This is a genomic window from Acidovorax sp. Leaf73, from assembly GCF_916855635.1.
Taxonomy (GTDB): domain Bacteria; phylum Pseudomonadota; class Gammaproteobacteria; order Burkholderiales; family Burkholderiaceae_C; genus Acidovorax; species Acidovorax facilis.
The window spans coordinates 163,909-181,642 of record NZ_CAKASI010000006.1; the positions used below are offsets into that span (position 1 = coordinate 163,909).

Consider the following 17,734-nt stretch of genomic DNA (forward strand, 5'->3'; position numbering starts at 1 on the left):
ATGCGCCGCCTGACCACCGCCTGGGACCAATGGTTTTTGATGCACAGCCCGCTGCTGTGGCAGTTGCGCCTGCACTGGTATCTGCCGCTGGCGCTGCTGTGGTGCCTGCTGATGTTCGGCGGGTGGATTGGCTGGACGGCCGAACCCGCGCGCTGGATGGGCAGCCCCGAAGGCACAGTGGTCGCCACGTGGAACCGGCCCGAGGACACGACGCGGCAGGTGGGCGGCATCATCGCCTGGATCATCGCCTTTGGCCTGGCGCAGTGGTGGCTGTGGCGCGTGCGCATCCACAACCGCTGGCGCGAGATCGCACCCGCGCCGCGCCTGGGCCTGTGGTGCGAATACCTGTGGGGCGCACTGTTTTTCGCCCTGCTGCTGGCCCCCACGCTGCTGCTGGACGCGGCCTACCGCGACCGCATCCAGCGCCTGTGGCAGGGCCAGGACACCGCCGCCCAGCAGCAGGCGGCTTGGCATGTGCGCCGCTGGGAGCTGCTGCTGGCGCCGGACAACGCGGCGCGGCTGGTCGAGTGGACACAGGCCGCACAGGCCATGCAGGCTGCTGAGCCGTCCACAGCCGCCGCCGAGATCCATGACAACGACAAATGCAACGAGAACCAGAGGTACAGGGAATACGACCCCGGCTGCGCAACCAACGCGCTGCAATCCCTGCATTGGCTGGCCCAGGCCGACACCGATGCCATTGCGCAGCAACTGGTGCACTACGGCGCGGCGCTGGGCCGATGGGGATACGCACCCGTGCGGCCGGGGGCGTCGGCGCAGGACCAGGCGCAGCAGCTCGTCAGCGCCTACCAGGCCGCCCTGCAATCGCCCCTGGCCCAAGAGTGGCGCAACTACAAGGCGCAGCATGCAGGCACCGCGCAGCCGCAGGACCGCGCACGGGACGCCCGGGCTGCCCAGTCTCCCCGGGATGGGCGGGATTGCGATGTCGCCGTTTCTCGCGACCCCCGTGCCTGCTTTGCCGGCGACCTCGCGCGTTCGCCCAGCCAATGGCGCGACAACCTGCACAGCGCGCTGCAACAGCACCTCAGTCCGCCGCCCCGCCTGGTGCAATGGGCACACCCCCGCTACGGCATGGCACAGCCCGGCCTCGTCGCCCACCACCTGGAAGGCGCCACGCCGTCGCAAAGGGCGCAGGAGCGCCAGCGCAGCAGTGTGCTGGCCGCCGCCAGCGCGGGCTTCTTCGCGGCGCTGGCGCTGATCGCCGCGCGGCTGCTGTCGCTGCGGCAGATTGCTGCCCTGTGTGGCGCGCTCACGCTGGCCGCCCCTGCACTGATGCTTCTGGGCGTGGCGGGCCTGGCCAACAACATCATGCTGCCGCTGGTGCCGGCCACGCTGCTGGCGCTGGCCTGGGTGCGCATTGCGCTGCTGCGCCGCCCCTGGGGGGCCTCCACGCTGCTGGGCCTGGGCCTGGCGCTGTCCCTGGCGGGGTCGGCCAGCGTGTGGGACGAAGCCGCCCGCGCGCTGGAGCTGCCCGACGGTTCGTGGCCGGAGCTACTGACGGGCGCGCCCGCCGTGGCCGTCAGCACGGCCCTGCTGGTGGCCGCCTTGTCGCCCCTATGGCGTCGTTGGCGCGCACTGCCCGAGCGTTGACACCCGCCCTGAGGGCGTACGCCGTGCAGCCTCAACCCAAGCCAAATAGTCTTCTGAGCATCGCAAACAAAGCGCAATTAGCTATCAAATAAATAGCACTTTCTCAAGTATGGGGTGTGGCAAGCGCCGCGCCCATCTCGCATAGACTCGGCCGCAATTTCACAGCCCCCGACCGGAGCGCCCCATGACCAGCCCTGCAGCCCCCCCAGCCACGCCCTACGGCACCCTGCCGCCCGCATCCCCCCTGCCCCAACGCCGCCCGGTCAGCCTGCCGCGCCTGGCGCAGATGCGCGCAGCGGGCGAGAAGATCACCATGCTCACCGCCTACGACGCCACGTTTGCGGCCGTGGCCGATGCGGCGGGGGTGGAATGCATTCTGGTGGGGGATTCGCTGGGCATGGTGTGCCAGGGCCTGCCCAGCACGGTGGGCGTGACGCTGGACACCATGGCCTACCACACGGCCAGCGTAGCGCGTGGCCTGCACCGGGTGCAGGGCACGGCTTGGCTCGTGGCCGACCTGCCCTACGGCACCTATGCCGAGAGCCCAGAGCAGGCGCTGCGCAGCGCCTGCGTATTGATGCAGGCGGGAGCGCACATGGTCAAGCTCGAAGGTGGGGGCTGGACAGCGCCCACGGTGGAGTTTTTAGTGCGGCGCGGCGTGCCGGTGTGCGCCCACCTGGGCCTCACACCGCAGACGGTGCATGCCCTGGGCGGCTACCGCGTTCAGGGCAAGACCGACGATGACGCCCGCACCCTGCGCAAGGAGGCGCATGAGCTGCAAGACGCAGGCGCCGCCATGCTGGTGCTGGAGATGGTGCCCGCCATACTGGCCGCCGAGCTGACGGCCGAGCTGCTGCACTGCCACACCATCGGCATCGGCGCGGGCAACGGCACGGCCGGCCAGGTGCTGGTGTTGCACGACATGCTGGGCATGAACCTCGGAAAGATGCCGAAGTTCGTCCACAACTTCATGCAGGACGCAGGCAGCGTGCGCGGCGCCATGGAGGCTTATGTGCAGGCCGTGAAGCAGGGGCAGTTCCCGGACAACGCCTTGCACGCCTGGTGAGCCTTCACCGCATTTCTTCATTTCTTTTCGACCTCTCCCACCCCATGCTGATTGCCCGTTCCATTGCAGACCTGCGCCAGGCCCTGGCCTCCTATCGCCGCCCCGCCTTTGTGCCCACCATGGGCAACCTGCACGACGGGCACATCGCCCTGGTGCGCCAGGCCAAGCCCCTGGGCGACGTGACGGTGGCCAGCATCTTTGTGAATCGCCTGCAGTTTTTGCCGCACGAGGACTTTGACAGCTACCCCCGCACCTGGGAGGCCGATTGCGCACAACTGCAAGCTGCGGGCTGCGATGTGCTGTTTGCCCCGCGCGAGGCCGACCTGTACCCACAGCCCCAGACCTTCAAGGTGCACCCCGACGCAGCACTGGCCGACATGCTGGAAGGCCATTTCCGCCCCGGCTTCTTCACAGGCGTGAGCACGGTGGTGATGAAGCTCTTTGCCTGCGTGCTCGGCCAGACGGGCGGCACCGCCGTGTTCGGCAAAAAGGACTACCAGCAGCTCATGGTGATCCGCCACATGGTGCAGCAGTTTGCGCTGCCGATTGAGGTGGTAGCGGGCGAGACCTGCCGCGCGGCCGATGGCCTGGCATTGAGTTCACGCAACGGCTACCTCAGCCTGGAAGAGCGGCAAGAAGCCGTAGCCCTGTCGCAGGCATTGAAGCAACTGGCACAGCAATGGCTGAACGCTGCGCCCAACGACCGCAGCGCGGTGGAGCCCCGGGCCTTGGACGCCCTGCGCGCGCGGGGCTGGGCACCGGACTACCTCACCGTACGCCGCCGCGCCGATCTGTTGCCCGCCACAGCGGCCGATGCAGCGGGCTCGCTGGTGGCACTGGGGGCTGCGCGGCTGGGCAGCACGCGGTTGATTGACAACCTGGAGTTTTAGAACAGCTCACACCCCCCCCTCGCGCCGTTGTCGCGAGGGAGGGCCTGCCAAAGGGAGGAGCAGACGATGCTGTGCAGCCCCGCCACCGGCCCGTCTCCGAAAACAAACCAAGCACCCACCTACCGTCAGCTATTATTCTGCCTAAAAGGCCCCTAGCGCTTATCTGCATTGCGCAATAAGCTACTTATTTGATAGCAAAGACTCCTCCATGTCCTGGCACGCCCGCCTGCAGCTCGACTACACGGCACAAAACAACAACGCCCGCACCGTAGCCCGCTACGAGCACAACGGCCCGCTGCGCATCCTGCAAAGCCTGTACCCCGAGGGCGACGCCATCTGCCACAACGTGCTGGTGCATCCACCCGGCGGCCTGGTGGGCGGCGACACGCTGGACATCACCACCACCGTCGGCCCCGGCGCCCACGGCCTGGTCACCACCCCCGGCGCCACGCGCTTCTACCGCTCCACCGGCCCGCTGGCCTTGCAGCGCAGCCACCTCACCCTGGCCGAGGGCGCACGCCTGGAATGGCTGCCCCTGGAGGCCCTGTGCTACAGCGCCTGCCACGCCGAAAACCACCTCACGCTGAACCTCGCCCCCGGCGCCGAATGCATTGCCTGGGACGTGACCGCACTGGGCCTGCCGCACGCGGGCCAGCCGTTTGAGCAAGGCCGCTTCACCCAGCACCTGGAAGTGCCAGGCCTGTGGCTGGAGCGGGGCGTGATCGACGCCGCAGACGACCGGCTGCTGAGCAGCCCCTTGGGTTTAGCAGGCCACCGCTGCATGGCCAGCATGTTCTTTGCCGCAGGCACGCCGCTCGACCGCACGCGCCGCGACGCGGCCCTGGACGCGGCCCGTGCAGTGATGGATCAGCACCCCCAGGTCAAAGCCACCGCCGGCGCCACCAGCCCCAACGAACGCATGGCGGTGGTGCGCGTGCTGGCTCCGCAGGTGGAGCCCGCGATGAAGCTGCTCAAGGCGGTGCGGGTGGCCTGGAGGGAGGTGTTGTGGGGGTTGGACGGGGAAGCGCCTAGGATTTGGGCGATGTGAGGTGGTGGTCTATGAGACGGCAGGACAAACCTTTCGGTTATCAATAACCTCGAAAAATACACGCCCATTTTTCTCTCCAAGGCGCTGAAAGCCGCACTTCTCTGCAACCCTTATAGAGCCGATGTTTTGGCTTCTAGCAGATGCTCTCAGCTTAGAAATGCCTTTTGCGAAGGCATCTTCTACTAATAAGGCAACAGCCTTCGTGCCAATGCCTTTACCCCAAAAGTTCTTACGCAAGAACCACCCACAGTCAGCGCTACCACCGCTGAGCAACGTGAACCCCACGCTCCCCGCCACGATGGAGTCCACTTCGACAGCGTAGAAAAATCGGCTTCTGATCGGCATAACCTGCTGCTCCAGCGCATCCCAGAAAGCAACCTCCGCTTGATAGCGCGTTCGTGGCAACCAATCTACAAACTGACCTACGTCTTGATCTTCCTGCAGCGAACAGAACACCTCCTGATCGCGCGGGAGGAATTCTCGGAGCAGCACGTAGTTCTGAAGCATGGGTTCCTCGCACAACCGAATAGTAGTGAGAACTTCAAGACCGCTATGGCCCCAAGGAGGGGGCAAGCCCCAATCCCCATTCAGAATCAATTGGAGTTCAGTCCCCAAACGGCCTCTTCCAATGTCAGGCCGCCGCTGTCGTAGGCGCCATGAGCAACCCATCCGCCTTGAACATTGCGCGAATCCCCCGCACCGCCTGCCGAATCCGCGCCTCGTTCTCGATCAGCGCAAAGCGCACGTACTCGTCCCCCTGGTCGCCAAAACCAATGCCGGGAGACACGCACACCTTGGCTTTGTCGAGCAGCTGCCGCGCGAACTCCAGCGAACCCAGCGCGCGGTAGGGCTCGGGGATGCGGGCCCAGATGTACATGCTGGCCTTGGGGCAGTCCACCGCCCAGCCCGCTTCGGTGAGGCCCTTGTAGAGCACGTCGCGGCGGCGCTGGTACTGGGCGGCGATGTCTTTCACGCACTGCTGGTCGCCCTCCAGCGCGGCAATAGCAGCCACCTGCAGGGGCGTAAAGGTGCCGTAGTCGTGGTAGCTCTTGATGCGGGCCAGCGCAGCCACCAGGTCGGGGTTGCCCACCATGAAGCCCACGCGCCAGCCAGCCATGTTGTAGCTTTTGCTCAGGGTGAAAAACTCCACCGCCACGTCCTTGGCGCCGGGCACTTCCATGATGCTGGGGGCGCGGTAGCCGTCGTACACGATGTCGGCATAGGCCAGGTCGTGCACCACCAGGATGTCGTGCTTCTTGGCCAGGGCGATCACGCGCTCGAAGAAACTCAGCTCTACACACTGCGCGGTGGGATTGCTGGGAAAGCCGAAGATCATCATCTTGGGCTTGGGGTAGCTGCCGCGAATGGCCTTTTCCAGCTCGGCAAAAAAGTCTACGTCGGGCGCCACGGGCACGCTGCGAATGTCAGCACCGGCAATCACCGCGCCGTAGATGTGGATGGGGTAGCTCGGGTCTGGCACCAGCACGGTATCGCCCCGGTCCAGCGTGGCCAGCATGAGGTGGGCCAGCCCTTCTTTGGAGCCGATGGTGACGATGGCCTCAGTGTCGGGGTTGATGTCCACCGCGTAGCGGTCTTTGTACCAGTGGCTGATGGCGCGGCGCAGGCGCGGGATACCTTTGCTGGCGCTGTAGCCGTGGGTGTCGGGCCGCTGGGCCACTTCGGTGAGCTTGGCGACGATGTGCGGCGGCGTGGCCCCGTCGGGGTTGCCCATGCTCATGTCGATGATGTCTTCGCCACGGCGGCGGGCGGCCAGCTTGAGCTCGGCCGTGATGTTGAAGACGTAGGGAGGGAGGCGATCGATGCGCGCAAAGCGGCGCTTGCCTTGAGAAGCAGACATGCTGTGGTGACTTTCACGTAAGCGCCCGGAACCGTCCGAGCGACGTGGCTGGCAGTAAGGCCGGCCCGCTGCCACTTTAAGGCACAACGCGGTCATTTCTCCATGGATTGCGGCAGTGTCGCACCGCCGCGACACAACACAGGTCAGTGGCCCGTGGTCTTCAGGCGGCGACGCGCCTGGTGTTTCGCTCGCTAACCAGCGCCCACGCAAACATGCCCACGCCGCCAAGCCCCAGCAACACGCCCACCCACCCGGTAGACGTCCAGCCCAAGCCTGCCGCAATGCCCACGCCGCCCAGCCACGCGCCCAGCGCATTGGCGGCGTTGAAGGCCGAGTGGTTGAGTGCGGCGGCCAGGGTTTGCGCGTCGCCCGCCACGTCCATCAGGCGGATCTGCAGCGCGGGGCCGATGGCCACCAAGGTTCCCAAAAAGAACGTGGCCAGCGCGGCGCTGGCAGGGTGGTGTGCGGCGGGCACAAACAGCGCCAGTACGAGGATGGACCACACCAGCACCTTGCCCACAGCAGGCATCAGCGCCTTGTCGGCCATGCGCGAGCCGACCAAATTGCCCGCCACCATGCCCAGGCCAAACAGCGACAGCACAAAGGGCATGAGCGCAGGCGGCATGCCGGCCACTTCGATCAAGGTGGGCTTGATGTAGCTGAACACTGCAAACATGCCACCAAAACCAATGGCGCCAATGCCCAGCGTGAACCACACCTGCTTGCGGGCCAGCGCGCCCAGCTCGCGCAGCGGGCTGGCGCCGTGCGACGCGGGCATGGCGGGCACCCAAAGGCGCACCATGACCACGGCGGCCACCGCGATCAAACCCACAAACACAAACGCAGCGCGCCAGCCAAAAGCCTCGCCCAGCGCAGCGGCAATGGGCACACCCACCAGCGTGGCGGTGGTGAGGCCCAGCATGACCCAGCCCACTGCGCGTGCGCGGCGCCCCGGTGGCGCCAGTGCGGCGGCCACCAGCGCGGCCACGCCAAAGTAGGTGCCGTGTGGCAGACCGGTGAACAGGCGCATGGCGCTCAGCGACCCATAGCCCGGGGCCAGCGCCGATGCGAAATTGCCCAGCGCATACACCACCATCAGCGCCATCAGCAGCGCGCGCCGCCCCCAGTGGGCGCACAGCACGGCCAGCACGGGCGCGCCCACCACTACGCCCAGCGCATAGGCGCTGATGACATGCCCGGCCTGCGGGATGCTCACACCAATGTCGCGCGCTACCTCAGGCAGCAGGCCCATGATGACGAACTCACCCGTGCCGATGGAAAAGCCGCCGACCCCGAGGGCCAGCACGGCGCGCACCAAGGTGCGGTCGTCGGTAGGGGTGGCGGCGATGGACGTGGGGGAAAGGGGCGCGGTCATGGCAACAACAGGGGAGACGCTGCACCGGCAAGCGACGGCAGGGCGCAGAAGGTAGACGAGACAGGGAGAAGGAGAGAAAGAAACGCAGTTACGGGGGTAAACCCGATTTTTGTAACCATAGCATGCAAAGCACCGCCTTGCTGAAGCGGGGAAATATGTAACCCAGGTTCAAAGCCATTTCAGCTATGGCTGCTACGCTGACGCCCTGACCACGCCCTTCCTCCTTTTTCAAGGACTGCGAATGACGACCACCCCAAGCACAGCAGACCACATCGCCAGCACCGTGAAGGTGCTGGCGTTCGACATCTTTGGCACCGTGGTGGACTGGCACGGCAGCATCGTGCGCGAGATGCAGGCGCTGTACCCTGCGGTAGATGGAGACGCGTTTGCGCTGGCGTGGCGCGCCGGCTACCAGCCGGCAATGGCCCGCGTGATGCGGGGTGAGCAGGGCTGGACACTGGTCGACGACCTGCACCGCAGCATCCTCGACGAAATCCTGCCGCGCTTTGGCCTAGCGCACCTGCCCGAGGCCGAGCGCCGCCACCTCAACCATGTGTGGCACCGGCTCGATGCCTGGCCCGACAGCGTGGAAGGCCTCACGCGGCTCAAGACACGCTTCACCATCACCACGCTGTCCAACGGCAACATCGGCCTGCTCACCAACATGGCCAAGCGCGCCAGGCTACCGTGGGACTGCGTGCTAAGCGCCGAGGTGTTCAAGGCCTACAAACCCAGCCCCGAGACCTACCTGGGCGTAGCGCGCGTGTTTGACCTGCAGCCCGAACAGGTGGCGCTGGTAGCCACGCACCACGACGACTTGGCCGCTGCCCGCGCATGTGGCCTGCGCACCGCCTACGTCGAGCGCCCCCTGGAACTGGGCGCCGCACAGCCCAAGGACAGTACGCCACAGCCTGGCAACGATCTGCACGCCACAGACCTGAACGATCTAGCGCAGATGCTGGGCTGTTGAATGTGCCCCGGGGCACACCCGCGTCGATCAGTGCGCTACCAGCAGCTGCACAAACATCTGCACCTTGGCATGGCATTCGGCGCTGATCGAGGTGAACTCCAAGCCCGCCACCCACTCGTCGCCTTCCTGCTTGAGGGTGATGACGCGCGCGTAAACATCAGCCACGCGGTAGTCCACCAGCGGCAGCTCAAACTCCAGCTTGATCTCGCTGTGCGGCTCCAGCGGCTCGATCAGCTCCACCAGCAGGCCGTGGTAGCCAATGTCGCGGATGGCACCGTGCACGATGTGGGGCACCACGATCTTGTCCTGCATGCGCTGGCACAGGCAGGGCAGGCGCGCATCCACCCGGTGGCTGCGGCGGAACTCCTGGCGCGGCACCTTGAGCTTTTGCGAAGGGATGGCGATCAGCTCGCGCAGGCTCACGGGCTGCGTGCGGCCCTTGACGTAGACCTGCATTGGCGCCGACGCCGACACCAGACCCCAGCAGCGCTGGTACGTCGTGTCGCTGATGAGCACCTGGCCGCGCAGGCTCAGCGCCTCGATGCGCGAGGCCAGATTGACGGCCTCGCCGATCACTGTGTATTCGGAATAAACGTCCGAGCCAAAACGCCCTGCCATCACCGTGCCCGTGTTCACGCCAATGCCCAGGAAGACCTCGGGCAGGCGCTCGCGCAGGTGTGCCAAGTTCAGCTCGCGCATGGCCATCTGCATCTCCACGGCACACAACAGCGCGCGATCCACATCGTCCTCGCGCGCCACAGGCGCACCGAACAGCACCATGATCGAGTCGCCCATGAACTTGTCGATGCTGCCCTGGTACTTGAACACCACTTCGGACAACCGCGCCAGGCAGCGGTTGAGCGCCGCAATCACCACCGACGCCGGTTGCGAGCCCGACAGTGCGGTGAACCCGCGCAGGTCGGCCAGCAGGATGGTGACCTCACGTGGGGCCACAGACCGGTCATCGGTGGCGGCACCTTCCGGGCCGTCGCCCTGGCGCAGGATGGCAGCCATCTCGGCGAGGGCTTCTTCGCGCAGCGGCGCGCCGGTTTCGCGCTCGATCAGCGACTGCAGCCGGCGCACGGCGTCGTGGTGGAATTCTTTGTGCATGGCGCGGGGGAGGTGGGGGAGTGTGTTGGTATAGGGGGGCGTCACCGGCCCCTGCCAGCCAGAATAGGCGCCGCCCACCGGCTGGTCAACCGGTGAAAACACCCCGGGCCGTGCGGCGGAAGCTGACTTGGTATGCCCCATCGCCCCTGCTGGGAGGGGGCCAGGGGAGAGGGGGGCACCGAGCCCCAGAGCGCCCCCTCTCCCCAGCCCTCTCCCGCGAGGGGAGAGGGAGAAAGAGCCAGCGCTGCGGGTGATGGAGGGTGAGGCGGCGGCCCCACGGCGCGATGGACTGGAGCGAAAAATTCAAGCTTTTTTGGCCTCTATCGCACGACCATCAAGCCTATATTGCTATCGAACTAATAGCATCTAAAGTATTCACCCGCCCGGGGCCCGCAGCGTCGCCCGGCACCACCATCTGATCGATCACGCCAAACGGCGCGGGCTGGCCCTGCTCGTCCAGCGCCACCATGCACACCCGTTCGCCAAAGCGCAGAAACGGTGTGCGCGGCGCGCCGTCGGCCAGGGCTTCGACCATGCGGCGCTCGGCGATGCAGGACGAGCCCACGGCCACATCCGCATTCGACACGGTGCCCGAGCCAATCAGGGTGCCTGCCGACAGCTTGCGCGTGCGCGCCGCATGGGCGATCAACTGGCCGAAGTCAAAGTGCATGGCGCCGCCGCGCGGGTGGCCAAACCATTTGCCGTTGCGCTGCGTCTGCAGCCGCAGGTGCACGCGGCCGCCGTTCCACGCTGCGCCCAGTTCGTCGGGCGTGACGGCGATGGGCGCGAATGCGGTGGAGGGCTTTGCCTGCACAAAGCCAAAGCCGCTTTTGGCCTCGCGCGGGCCGAAGGCACGCAGGCTCCAGTCGTTGATGAGCACGATGAGGCGCACATGCTGCAGCGCCTCTTCGGCGGTGACGCCCAGGGGGGTTTCGCTGAGCACCACGCCAAACTCGCCCTCAAAGTCGATCTGGTCGGCTTCGGACGGCAGGGCCACATCGTCGTGTGGGCCCAGAAAGTCGTCGGCCGCGCCCTGGTACATGAGCGGAATGGTGTCGAAGTCGGCCACCGGCGGCACCTTGAACGCGCGCTCCATGAGGTGGCCGTGGTTCAGAAAGGCCGAGCCGTCCAGCCACTGCCAGGTGCGTGGCAGCGGTGCCAAACACTGGCGCGCATCAAAGGGTATGGCGCCCAGGGCGGCGGGCGCGTTCACGGTGCGGGCCAGGTCGTGCAGCGCGGGCTCCACCACACTCCAGCGCTCCAGGGCATCGAGCAGCGTGGGGGCCACGGGGCTGGCGTCGATGCAGCGGCGCGCATCCGTCGACACCACCACCAGGCGGCCATCGCGCAGGCCGTTACGCAGGGTGGCGAGTTTCATGGCGCCACTCCGGCCGCCGGCTGCAGCGGCAGCACCGGGTCGAAGATGGCCACGGCCCGCGTCCAGCCTGCCGAGGCGCCGCGCACCTTGACCGGAAAGCACGAGATGTAAAAGCCGCTGGCGGGCAGCGCCTCCAGGTTGTGCAGTTTTTCGAGGTGGCAGTAGCCAATGTCGCGCCCGGCCTTGTGGCCCTCCCAGATCAGCGATGCGTCGCCGCTTTCGGCATAGCGCTGCGCGGTATAGGCGAAGGGGGCGTCCCAGCTCCAGGCGTCGGTGCCGGTCAGGCGCACGCCGCGCTCCAGCAGGTACATGGTGGCCTCGTAGCCCATGCCGCAACCCGCGCGCGTGTAGCCCGCCGTGCCGTAGGCGCTGCCAGCGCGGGTGTTGACGACCACGATCTCCAGTGGCTGCAGCGTGTGGCCGATGCGTGCGAGTTCGGCCTCCACATCGGCGGCCTGCACCACGTAGCCGTCGGGCAGGTGGCGAAAGTCCAGCTTCACGCCGGGCTGGAAGCACCAGTTCAGATCCACCTCGTCAATGGACAGCGCGCGCTGCCCGCCATCCATGGTGGACGCAAAGTGGTAGGGCGCGTCCAGGTGGGTGCCGTTGTGGGTGTTGAGCTGCACGTCCTCCACCGCCCAGGATTCGCCGTTGGGCAGGTCTTCCTTCTGGAGGCCTGGAAAGAACTGCGCCAGGTCCGCAAAGCTCATCTGGTGGTCGATGTAATGGATGCGCGGGCCCAGGCCCGGCGGGTCGGAGACAACATCGTTTTCAAGGTGCATCGAGATATCGACGATGCGGCGCGCAGGTGTGGCGAGCGTGGTGGTCATGGCGGGGTCGGGTGGAAAGGTCGAAACAAGGCGATCAGGATTCGGCCGTGAAGCCGGTCTGCTTGATGAGGCCGCGCCACTGGTCGGCATCGGCCTTGAGCATCTGCGCCAGCTGCGCGGCGGTGGAGGGCTTGATCTCCAGGCCGTACTGCTTTCCGTAGTCCACCACCTCGGGCTGGCTCAACGCAGCCTGCAGGGCATCGGATGCGCGCTTGATGGTCTCGGGCGTGGCCTTGCCAGGCAGAAAGAAGCCGTACCACTCGCTGACCTTGAGGGGGTAGCCCAACTCCGTCAGCGTGGGCACCTGCGGCAGGAACGGCGAGCGCTTGCTGCCCGCAATGGCCAGCACGCGCAGCTTGCCGCCCTTGCCATGCTGCAGGTAGTCGCCAATCGGCCCCCAGAACGCAGGGATCTGCCCGCCCAGCAGGTCTTGCATGCCGGGCACCGTGCCCCGGTAGGCAATGTGGCGCATGTCGATCTTGCTGAACTGCCCCAGCAGCACGCCCACCATGTGCGGCATGGAGCCCGCGCCGGGGCTGCCGTAGTTGGCGCTGCCGGGGTTGGCGCGCATCCAGTCCAGCAGGTCGGCCAGCGTGCGCACGCTGTCGGGCACACCGGGGCCCACGGCCAGGCCGTGGTCGAACATGGCGCCCAGTGACACGGGCGCCACATCGTCCAGCGTGTAGCGCAGCTTGGGGTAGGTGTAGGGGTAGATGGACAACATGGACGACGGCGTGATGAGCAGGCTGGTGCCATCGGCCGGGCTGTCGCGCAGGTTGAGGATGCCGATCTGCCCGCCTGCGCCGGGTTTGTTGTCCACCACCAAGGACGCTGCGTAGTGGCCGCGCATGCGGTCGCCCACACGGCGCGCCAGCGCATCGGCCGTGCCCCCGGCCGGAAAGCCCGAGATGATGCGCGCCATGTCGGGCATGGCGTCTTTGCCGGCCTGCGCCCAGGCGGCAGGAGCACCGCCCACGGTGGACAGCAGGGCGGCAGAAAGCTGGGTGAAACGGCGGCGGGTGAACATGGTGTCTGTCTCCTGTTGGAATGGATGGAAGTTGCAGCGACACCCCGCAAGCCAGATCTGACAGGTCCTGCAGCGGGTGGCATGAAAAAATTATACGAACGTACAAATTCAAATCGACTGGGGTTTGTACGAGTGTTCAATAAATTTATACAACCGTATAAACCAGCCTATGCCCAAATCCCGATCCACCCCCCAGACTGCGGCCACCGTGCCCGCCGCCCCTGCCGCGAAAGCCCCGGCGCGCAAGCGTGCTGCGGCCCGCAGCGCCACCAGCGAAGAAGCGCTGGCTCCCAATCGCCAGGCCAACATCCTGCAGGCGGCCGAGCGGCTGTTTGCCACGCGCGGTTTTCATGGCGTGTCGATCCGCGACATTGCCGACGAAGCCGGTGTGCCGCTGGCGCTGGTGGGCTACTACTACGGACCCAAGCTCTCGCTGTACCACGCCATCTTTCGCGCGCATGCGGGCTACATCGATGTGCGGCTGCAGTCACTGGCCCAAGCCCAGCAGGCGGCCCCACCCGGTCAGCTTCTGGACGAAATCGTCAAGGCCTTCGTGCTGCCCGTGCTGGAGGTGGCTCGCCAGCCTGCGGGCCACCACTTTCTGCGCCTGCTGTCGCGCGGCATGAACGACCACCTGGAAGAAGACGAGCCCATCATCCGCGAGCTGTTCGACCCACTGGCCCATGCGTTCATTGATGCGATTGCCGCCGCCCTGCCCCAGGCCACGCGCAGCCAGGCCGCATGGTGCTACCAGTTCGCGCTGGGCGCGCTGCTGCACCATGTGAACGACCAGCGCATCGAGCGCCTGTCGTACGGCCAGAACCAGCCGGGCGACGAGGCTGCAGCGGGGCCACTGCTGGTGCGTTTCATCGCGCAAGGCATGCGTGGCGCCTGTGAAGGCGCGGTGCACTGACGCCGAACCGCTGACCCCCCGCCCCGATCACCCGCACTGCCGCGCGAGCGCCGCATGCCAGGCACAGCCACGCCCATTTTTCTGGCCCTTGCCCACCGCCACCCCAGGTGGCTGGGGCCCTGCGCTGCCGCCCCACCCTGGGCATCGGCACGCCAGACCGGCGCACCCTAGCCGCACCGCTTTCGGCGCACACAACGCGCTGACGCCCTCCCCCGTTGAACTGCGTTTTCGGAACAGCCCTGGCTGCGCCGTGGACCGGTTCGCCCTCCGCTTGCCCCTCACCCATCGAAAGACACCATGAAACCTCGCACCTCCCCCACACCCCAACTCTTCCACCCTCGGGCCCGTCGGCGCTGGACACGCGCCCTGGGCACCGCTGCAGCCCTGTCTGCCACCACCCTCGCCGCGCAGGCACAGCCAGCATCCGGCCCCGGACTACAGCTGTATGGCCTGGTCGATGCCGCCGTGGGCCACTTTGCGGGCCCCGCCGCCGGCATCAATGCGCAAGACCGCGCCGTGACCAAGCTGGACGGTGGCGGCATGTCCACCAGCCACTGGGGCGTGCGCGGCACCGAAGACCTGGGCGGCGGGCTGTCGGCACAGTTTGAGCTGTCGTCTTTTGTGCGCAACGACTCCGGCGCCACCGGCCGCAACGATGCGCTGCCCGCACCGGTGAATGTGGCGGCCGACCCCGTGTTCTCGCGCGCCGCCTGGGTGGGCGTGTCGCACCGCGACTGGGGCCGCGTGCGGCTGGGCAATGTCACATCGCTGCTGTTCCTGAACTCCATCACCTCCAACGCGTTTGGCGATTCCACCGTGCTGGGGCCGCTGAACCTGGTCACCTTCATCGGCAGCCCGCTCACGGGTGGCACGGCATGGGCCAACTCGGTGGTGTATGACAGCCCCAACGTCGCGGGCTTCAATGCCTCGGTGGCGCACGCTATCTCTGAAGGCCAGGGCGGCGGCAACAACGCTGCGCGCCTGGCCTACGCCCGAGGCCCGTGGGCCGCATCGCTGGCATGGCAGAGCGTGAAGAAGAACCCCGGCACCTTCGCCGACGGCACCTCGCCCAACGACACACGCGCCTGGCAACTGGCGGCGTCGTACGACTTCGAGGTGGTCAAGCTGTTCGCCCACCTGGGCCGCATCGACAACCGGGGCACGGCCGCTGCGCCGCTCAACCTGTCGTATCGGGTGTGGGATGTGAGCGCTGCTGTGCCCGTGGGTGCAGGCCGTGTGCTGGCGGGCTACGCGGTGCGCCGCACCAGCGACACCGTGGGCCCCGTGCCTGCCACGGTGGCGGGCGGCAATGTGGAGCGCAAGGTGTTCACCCTGGGGTATGACTATTTCCTGTCCAAGCGCACGGACCTGTATGCCATGGTGATGCGCGACAGCACCCAGACCCGCACACTGCCTGCGCCGCCGTCTGTAGTCAGCGCACAGGGCACCGGCTTTGCGGTGGGGGTGCGCCACCGGTTTTGATCCGTTTTTCAGAAAGGTTTACGGAGAGTCCCAAGGTTGGGGCGCCTTTGGGCGCCCCTTTTTTATCAAGCGCCGCTCCCGGCCTCCGCGGGTCCACGATTCACTCCGCCCCCACCGCCTGCCGCAGCACACACACAAACTCCCCCGCCACTTCGTCGTAGTCCCAGCGCGCTGCATAGCGGGCCCAGCCTCCCACGGCGGCGCCTGAGGCTTCTACCGTCAGCACCACCAGGCTGTTGGGGCTGCCGTGGCGCAGGCGGTGCGATACCGCCGTGCCCGCGCGGCAGGCCCACAGGCCCGGCAGGGGCTGCAACACGCTGGGCTCGTGCACGTGGCCTGACAGCAGCATATGGGCGCCCGCCGCGCGCCAGCGTTGCAACGCTTCGTCCGCTCGGTGGGGCCGGTGCGCGCGGTCGGCGGCGTCGCGGGACACCAGGGGGTGGTGGCTGGCCACGATGCGCCAGGCATCTGGCGGGGCGCGCGCCAGCAGCATGGCCACATGATCGATCTGCGCCGACGACAGGCTGCCCCGCTCGTGCCGCCAGGCGCGGGTGGTGTTCACGCCCACCACATAAAAGGCGCCCATCTGCCGCACGGGCTCCTGGTCGATGCCGAACTGGTGGGCATAGCGCTCGTAGGCGCGGCCCCAGCGCATCCACCAGGCAAACAGCGGCAGGTCGTGGTTGCCCGCCAGCACCAGGGTAGAGCGGGCATGCAGGCCTTTGACAAATCGCGCGGCCTGCTCAAACTGCACCGCGGTGGCGCGCTGCGTAAGGTCGCCGGACACCACCACCATCGCCACGCCCAGCCGCTGCGCCAGCCGTTGGGCCGCCGCACACACCGCAGGATCGTGTGCACCAAAGTGCAGATCCGAGAGGTGCATCAAAACGGTCATCGGTGCTTTCAGGCCAATGTCATGCAGGCATGAGACCGGGCACCGACGCGGGCTCTGGTGCTGCAACTGGCGCACCCTGGGTCTCGCCCTCCTGCTCATCATCACGCATCAAGGTGGTGGGCGCCACCAGCCACAGCGGGCGCTCGCTCAGGCGGAAATGCAGGGGCGGCACCATCCATTCGCGCTCGCCATCAAACGCCAGCTTGACTTGCGGTGGGCGCCAACTGGCGGGGGTAACGGTCAGCTCGGTACAGGCCATACTGACCACGGCATTGTCTTTGTGCAACTGCCCGGTGGCCGCGTTCCACACCGTGCGCGCTATGGCCCAGCGGCCTTGGGGCTTGAGCATGACCACGGCCAGCTTGCCGCCGTCGGCCACGGTTTGCGCCTGCGGCAGGCCCATGCGGTCGAGCTGCAAAGGGTTGTTGCCCACAAACAGCGTGGTGACCAGGTGCTCCTCTTGCTGCGCCTGGGCACCACGGTCGGTCTTCATCACTACGCGCCAGCGGCGGCCCGCCGAGGGGCGGAACATGCTCCACACCGCAGCCGCCACGGCCACCCAGCGCTTTCGACCAAAGCGGCGCGAGGCCATTTCGCGGTCGGCCAGCATCTTGGGGTACAGGCCCACACTGGCGTTGACGACAAACATGCGCCGGTTGACAAAACCGACCTGGACCGGGCGCAGGTCGCCGTTGCGCAGCGCCTGCAGCAGGTCTTGCACGGCGGTTTCGGGGTCCAGCGCCAGGCCGTGTTCGCGACTGAAGTAGTTGAACGTGCCCATGGGCACCACCCCCAGTGGCACCCCCGCCAGCAGCGCCGCCGAGGCCACGGCGTTGATGGTGCCGTCACCCCCTGCCGCCACCACCAGCCCGCCATCGGCCAGCGCAGCCTGCGCGGCATCGCGCGCCAGCTGCACGATGTCGCCGCGCTGGTCGGGCACATGCCAGACCACGTCGTGCTCCTGCAAGGCGGGCACGCCCTCCAGCTTGGCGCGCAGCAGGTCCAGGTCGGCCCCGGGGCGCTTGGGCACCACCAGGTGGATCGGCCCGTGGGGACGGACAGGATGGGGATGCTCGGAAGGGGTCATGGTTCGACGGCTGCGTCAGGAGGCAACGCCTGGAGCGTTGGGCACGGATTGTGCCCGGGAGCCCCCTGCAGCCATCCTGAATTGTGTAATGCGGTGACCTGAATGATCGCCCCGCCGCGCCCCTGCCGCAGCCAGCAGCTGCGCCCTTGCCCTGTCAGAGTTTGCCGACAGACGCCCCATGGCAAGGGGGCATA

At 67.1% G+C, this 17,734-nt stretch carries 16 protein-coding genes and 1 pseudogene; 8 read left to right on the forward strand and 9 right to left on the reverse strand.

Annotated elements, in window-relative coordinates; translation table 11 throughout:
* From LPA35_RS20410 to LPA35_RS20425, 4 genes are all read left to right on the forward strand, one after another.
* Window positions 1–1,611, forward strand: coding sequence for a hypothetical protein (locus LPA35_RS20410; protein ID WP_228898625.1), 1,611 nt, complete (start codon window positions 1–3; stop codon window positions 1,609–1,611).
* A 184-nt stretch (window positions 1,612–1,795) separates the two neighbouring features.
* The gene (panB, locus tag LPA35_RS20415; protein ID WP_228898626.1) at window positions 1,796–2,677 is read left to right on the forward strand and encodes a 3-methyl-2-oxobutanoate hydroxymethyltransferase; all 882 of its coding nucleotides are present in this window, start codon (window positions 1,796–1,798) and stop codon (window positions 2,675–2,677) included.
* 44 nt (window positions 2,678–2,721) lie between these two features.
* Window positions 2,722–3,567, forward strand: coding sequence for a pantoate--beta-alanine ligase (panC, locus tag LPA35_RS20420; protein ID WP_228898627.1), 846 nt, complete (start codon window positions 2,722–2,724; stop codon window positions 3,565–3,567).
* A 208-nt stretch (window positions 3,568–3,775) separates the two neighbouring features.
* Window positions 3,776–4,615: an urease accessory protein UreD gene (locus LPA35_RS20425; RefSeq protein WP_228898629.1), complete on the forward strand. Its 840-nt coding sequence runs from the start codon at window positions 3,776–3,778 to the stop codon at window positions 4,613–4,615.
* A gap of 9 nt (window positions 4,616–4,624) precedes the next feature.
* Here the strand turns inward: LPA35_RS20425 and LPA35_RS20430 are convergent, their stop codons facing one another.
* The 3 genes from LPA35_RS20430 to LPA35_RS20440 form a co-directional block, all read right to left on the reverse strand.
* Complete coding sequence (locus LPA35_RS20430) at window positions 4,625–5,122, reverse strand: GNAT family N-acetyltransferase (protein ID WP_228898630.1); 498 nt, start codon at window positions 5,120–5,122, stop codon at window positions 4,625–4,627.
* A 124-nt stretch (window positions 5,123–5,246) separates the two neighbouring features.
* Window positions 5,247–6,473, reverse strand: coding sequence for an alanine transaminase (alaC, locus tag LPA35_RS20435; protein ID WP_228898633.1), 1,227 nt, complete (start codon window positions 6,471–6,473; stop codon window positions 5,247–5,249).
* Window positions 6,474–6,633: 160 nt separating this feature from the next.
* A complete protein-coding gene (locus LPA35_RS20440; RefSeq protein WP_228898635.1) occupies window positions 6,634–7,848 on the reverse strand; it encodes an MFS transporter in 1,215 nt (404 codons plus the stop codon).
* Window positions 7,849–8,089: 241 nt separating this feature from the next.
* On the opposite strand from LPA35_RS20440, the gene LPA35_RS20445 reads away from it, so the two are divergent.
* The gene (locus LPA35_RS20445; protein WP_218298644.1) at window positions 8,090–8,818 is read left to right on the forward strand and encodes a haloacid dehalogenase type II; all 729 of its coding nucleotides are present in this window, start codon (window positions 8,090–8,092) and stop codon (window positions 8,816–8,818) included.
* A 27-nt stretch (window positions 8,819–8,845) separates the two neighbouring features.
* Here LPA35_RS20445 and LPA35_RS20450 read toward each other — a convergent pair whose 3' ends face one another.
* The 4 genes from LPA35_RS20450 to LPA35_RS20465 form a co-directional block, all read right to left on the reverse strand.
* Entirely contained in the window at window positions 8,846–9,928 is a 1,083-nt protein-coding gene (locus tag LPA35_RS20450; protein WP_218298645.1) for an adenylate/guanylate cyclase domain-containing protein, read from the reverse strand.
* Window positions 9,929–10,268: 340 nt separating this feature from the next.
* The gene (locus LPA35_RS20455) at window positions 10,269–11,306 is read right to left on the reverse strand and encodes a fumarylacetoacetate hydrolase family protein (protein WP_218298646.1); all 1,038 of its coding nucleotides are present in this window, start codon (window positions 11,304–11,306) and stop codon (window positions 10,269–10,271) included.
* A complete protein-coding gene (locus tag LPA35_RS20460; RefSeq protein ID WP_228898637.1) occupies window positions 11,303–12,136 on the reverse strand; it encodes a cyclase family protein in 834 nt (277 codons plus the stop codon). The genes LPA35_RS20455 and LPA35_RS20460 overlap by 4 nt, the downstream gene beginning before the upstream one ends.
* A gap of 34 nt (window positions 12,137–12,170) precedes the next feature.
* Window positions 12,171–13,163 (reverse strand): tripartite tricarboxylate transporter substrate-binding protein, encoded by a 993-nt coding sequence (locus tag LPA35_RS20465; RefSeq protein ID WP_218298647.1) that lies wholly within the window; start codon window positions 13,161–13,163, stop codon window positions 12,171–12,173.
* Between the two features lie 169 nt (window positions 13,164–13,332).
* Here LPA35_RS20465 and LPA35_RS20470 point away from each other — a divergent pair, with 169 nt between their 5' ends.
* On the forward strand, window positions 13,333–14,076 hold the full coding sequence (locus LPA35_RS20470) for a TetR/AcrR family transcriptional regulator (protein ID WP_228898641.1): 744 nt from the start codon (window positions 13,333–13,335) through the stop codon (window positions 14,074–14,076).
* A gap of 297 nt (window positions 14,077–14,373) precedes the next feature.
* Complete coding sequence (locus LPA35_RS20475; RefSeq protein ID WP_228898643.1) at window positions 14,374–15,558, forward strand: porin; 1,185 nt, start codon at window positions 14,374–14,376, stop codon at window positions 15,556–15,558.
* A gap of 100 nt (window positions 15,559–15,658) precedes the next feature.
* Here the strand turns inward: LPA35_RS20475 and LPA35_RS20480 are convergent, their stop codons facing one another.
* Window positions 15,659–16,453 (reverse strand): metallophosphoesterase, encoded by a 795-nt coding sequence (locus LPA35_RS20480; protein WP_228898644.1) that lies wholly within the window; start codon window positions 16,451–16,453, stop codon window positions 15,659–15,661.
* 29 nt (window positions 16,454–16,482) lie between these two features.
* Here LPA35_RS20480 and LPA35_RS26215 point away from each other — a divergent pair, with 29 nt between their 5' ends.
* A complete protein-coding gene (locus LPA35_RS26215) occupies window positions 16,483–17,220 on the forward strand; it encodes a DUF2694 family protein (RefSeq protein ID WP_370641489.1) in 738 nt (245 codons plus the stop codon).
* Here the strand turns inward: LPA35_RS26215 and LPA35_RS26220 are convergent.
* Window positions 17,130–17,540: pseudogene (locus LPA35_RS26220) on the reverse strand (diacylglycerol kinase family protein); the annotation flags it as partial. The gene LPA35_RS26215 and the pseudogene LPA35_RS26220 overlap by 91 nt on opposite strands.
* Window positions 17,541–17,734: the final 194 nt, after the last annotated feature.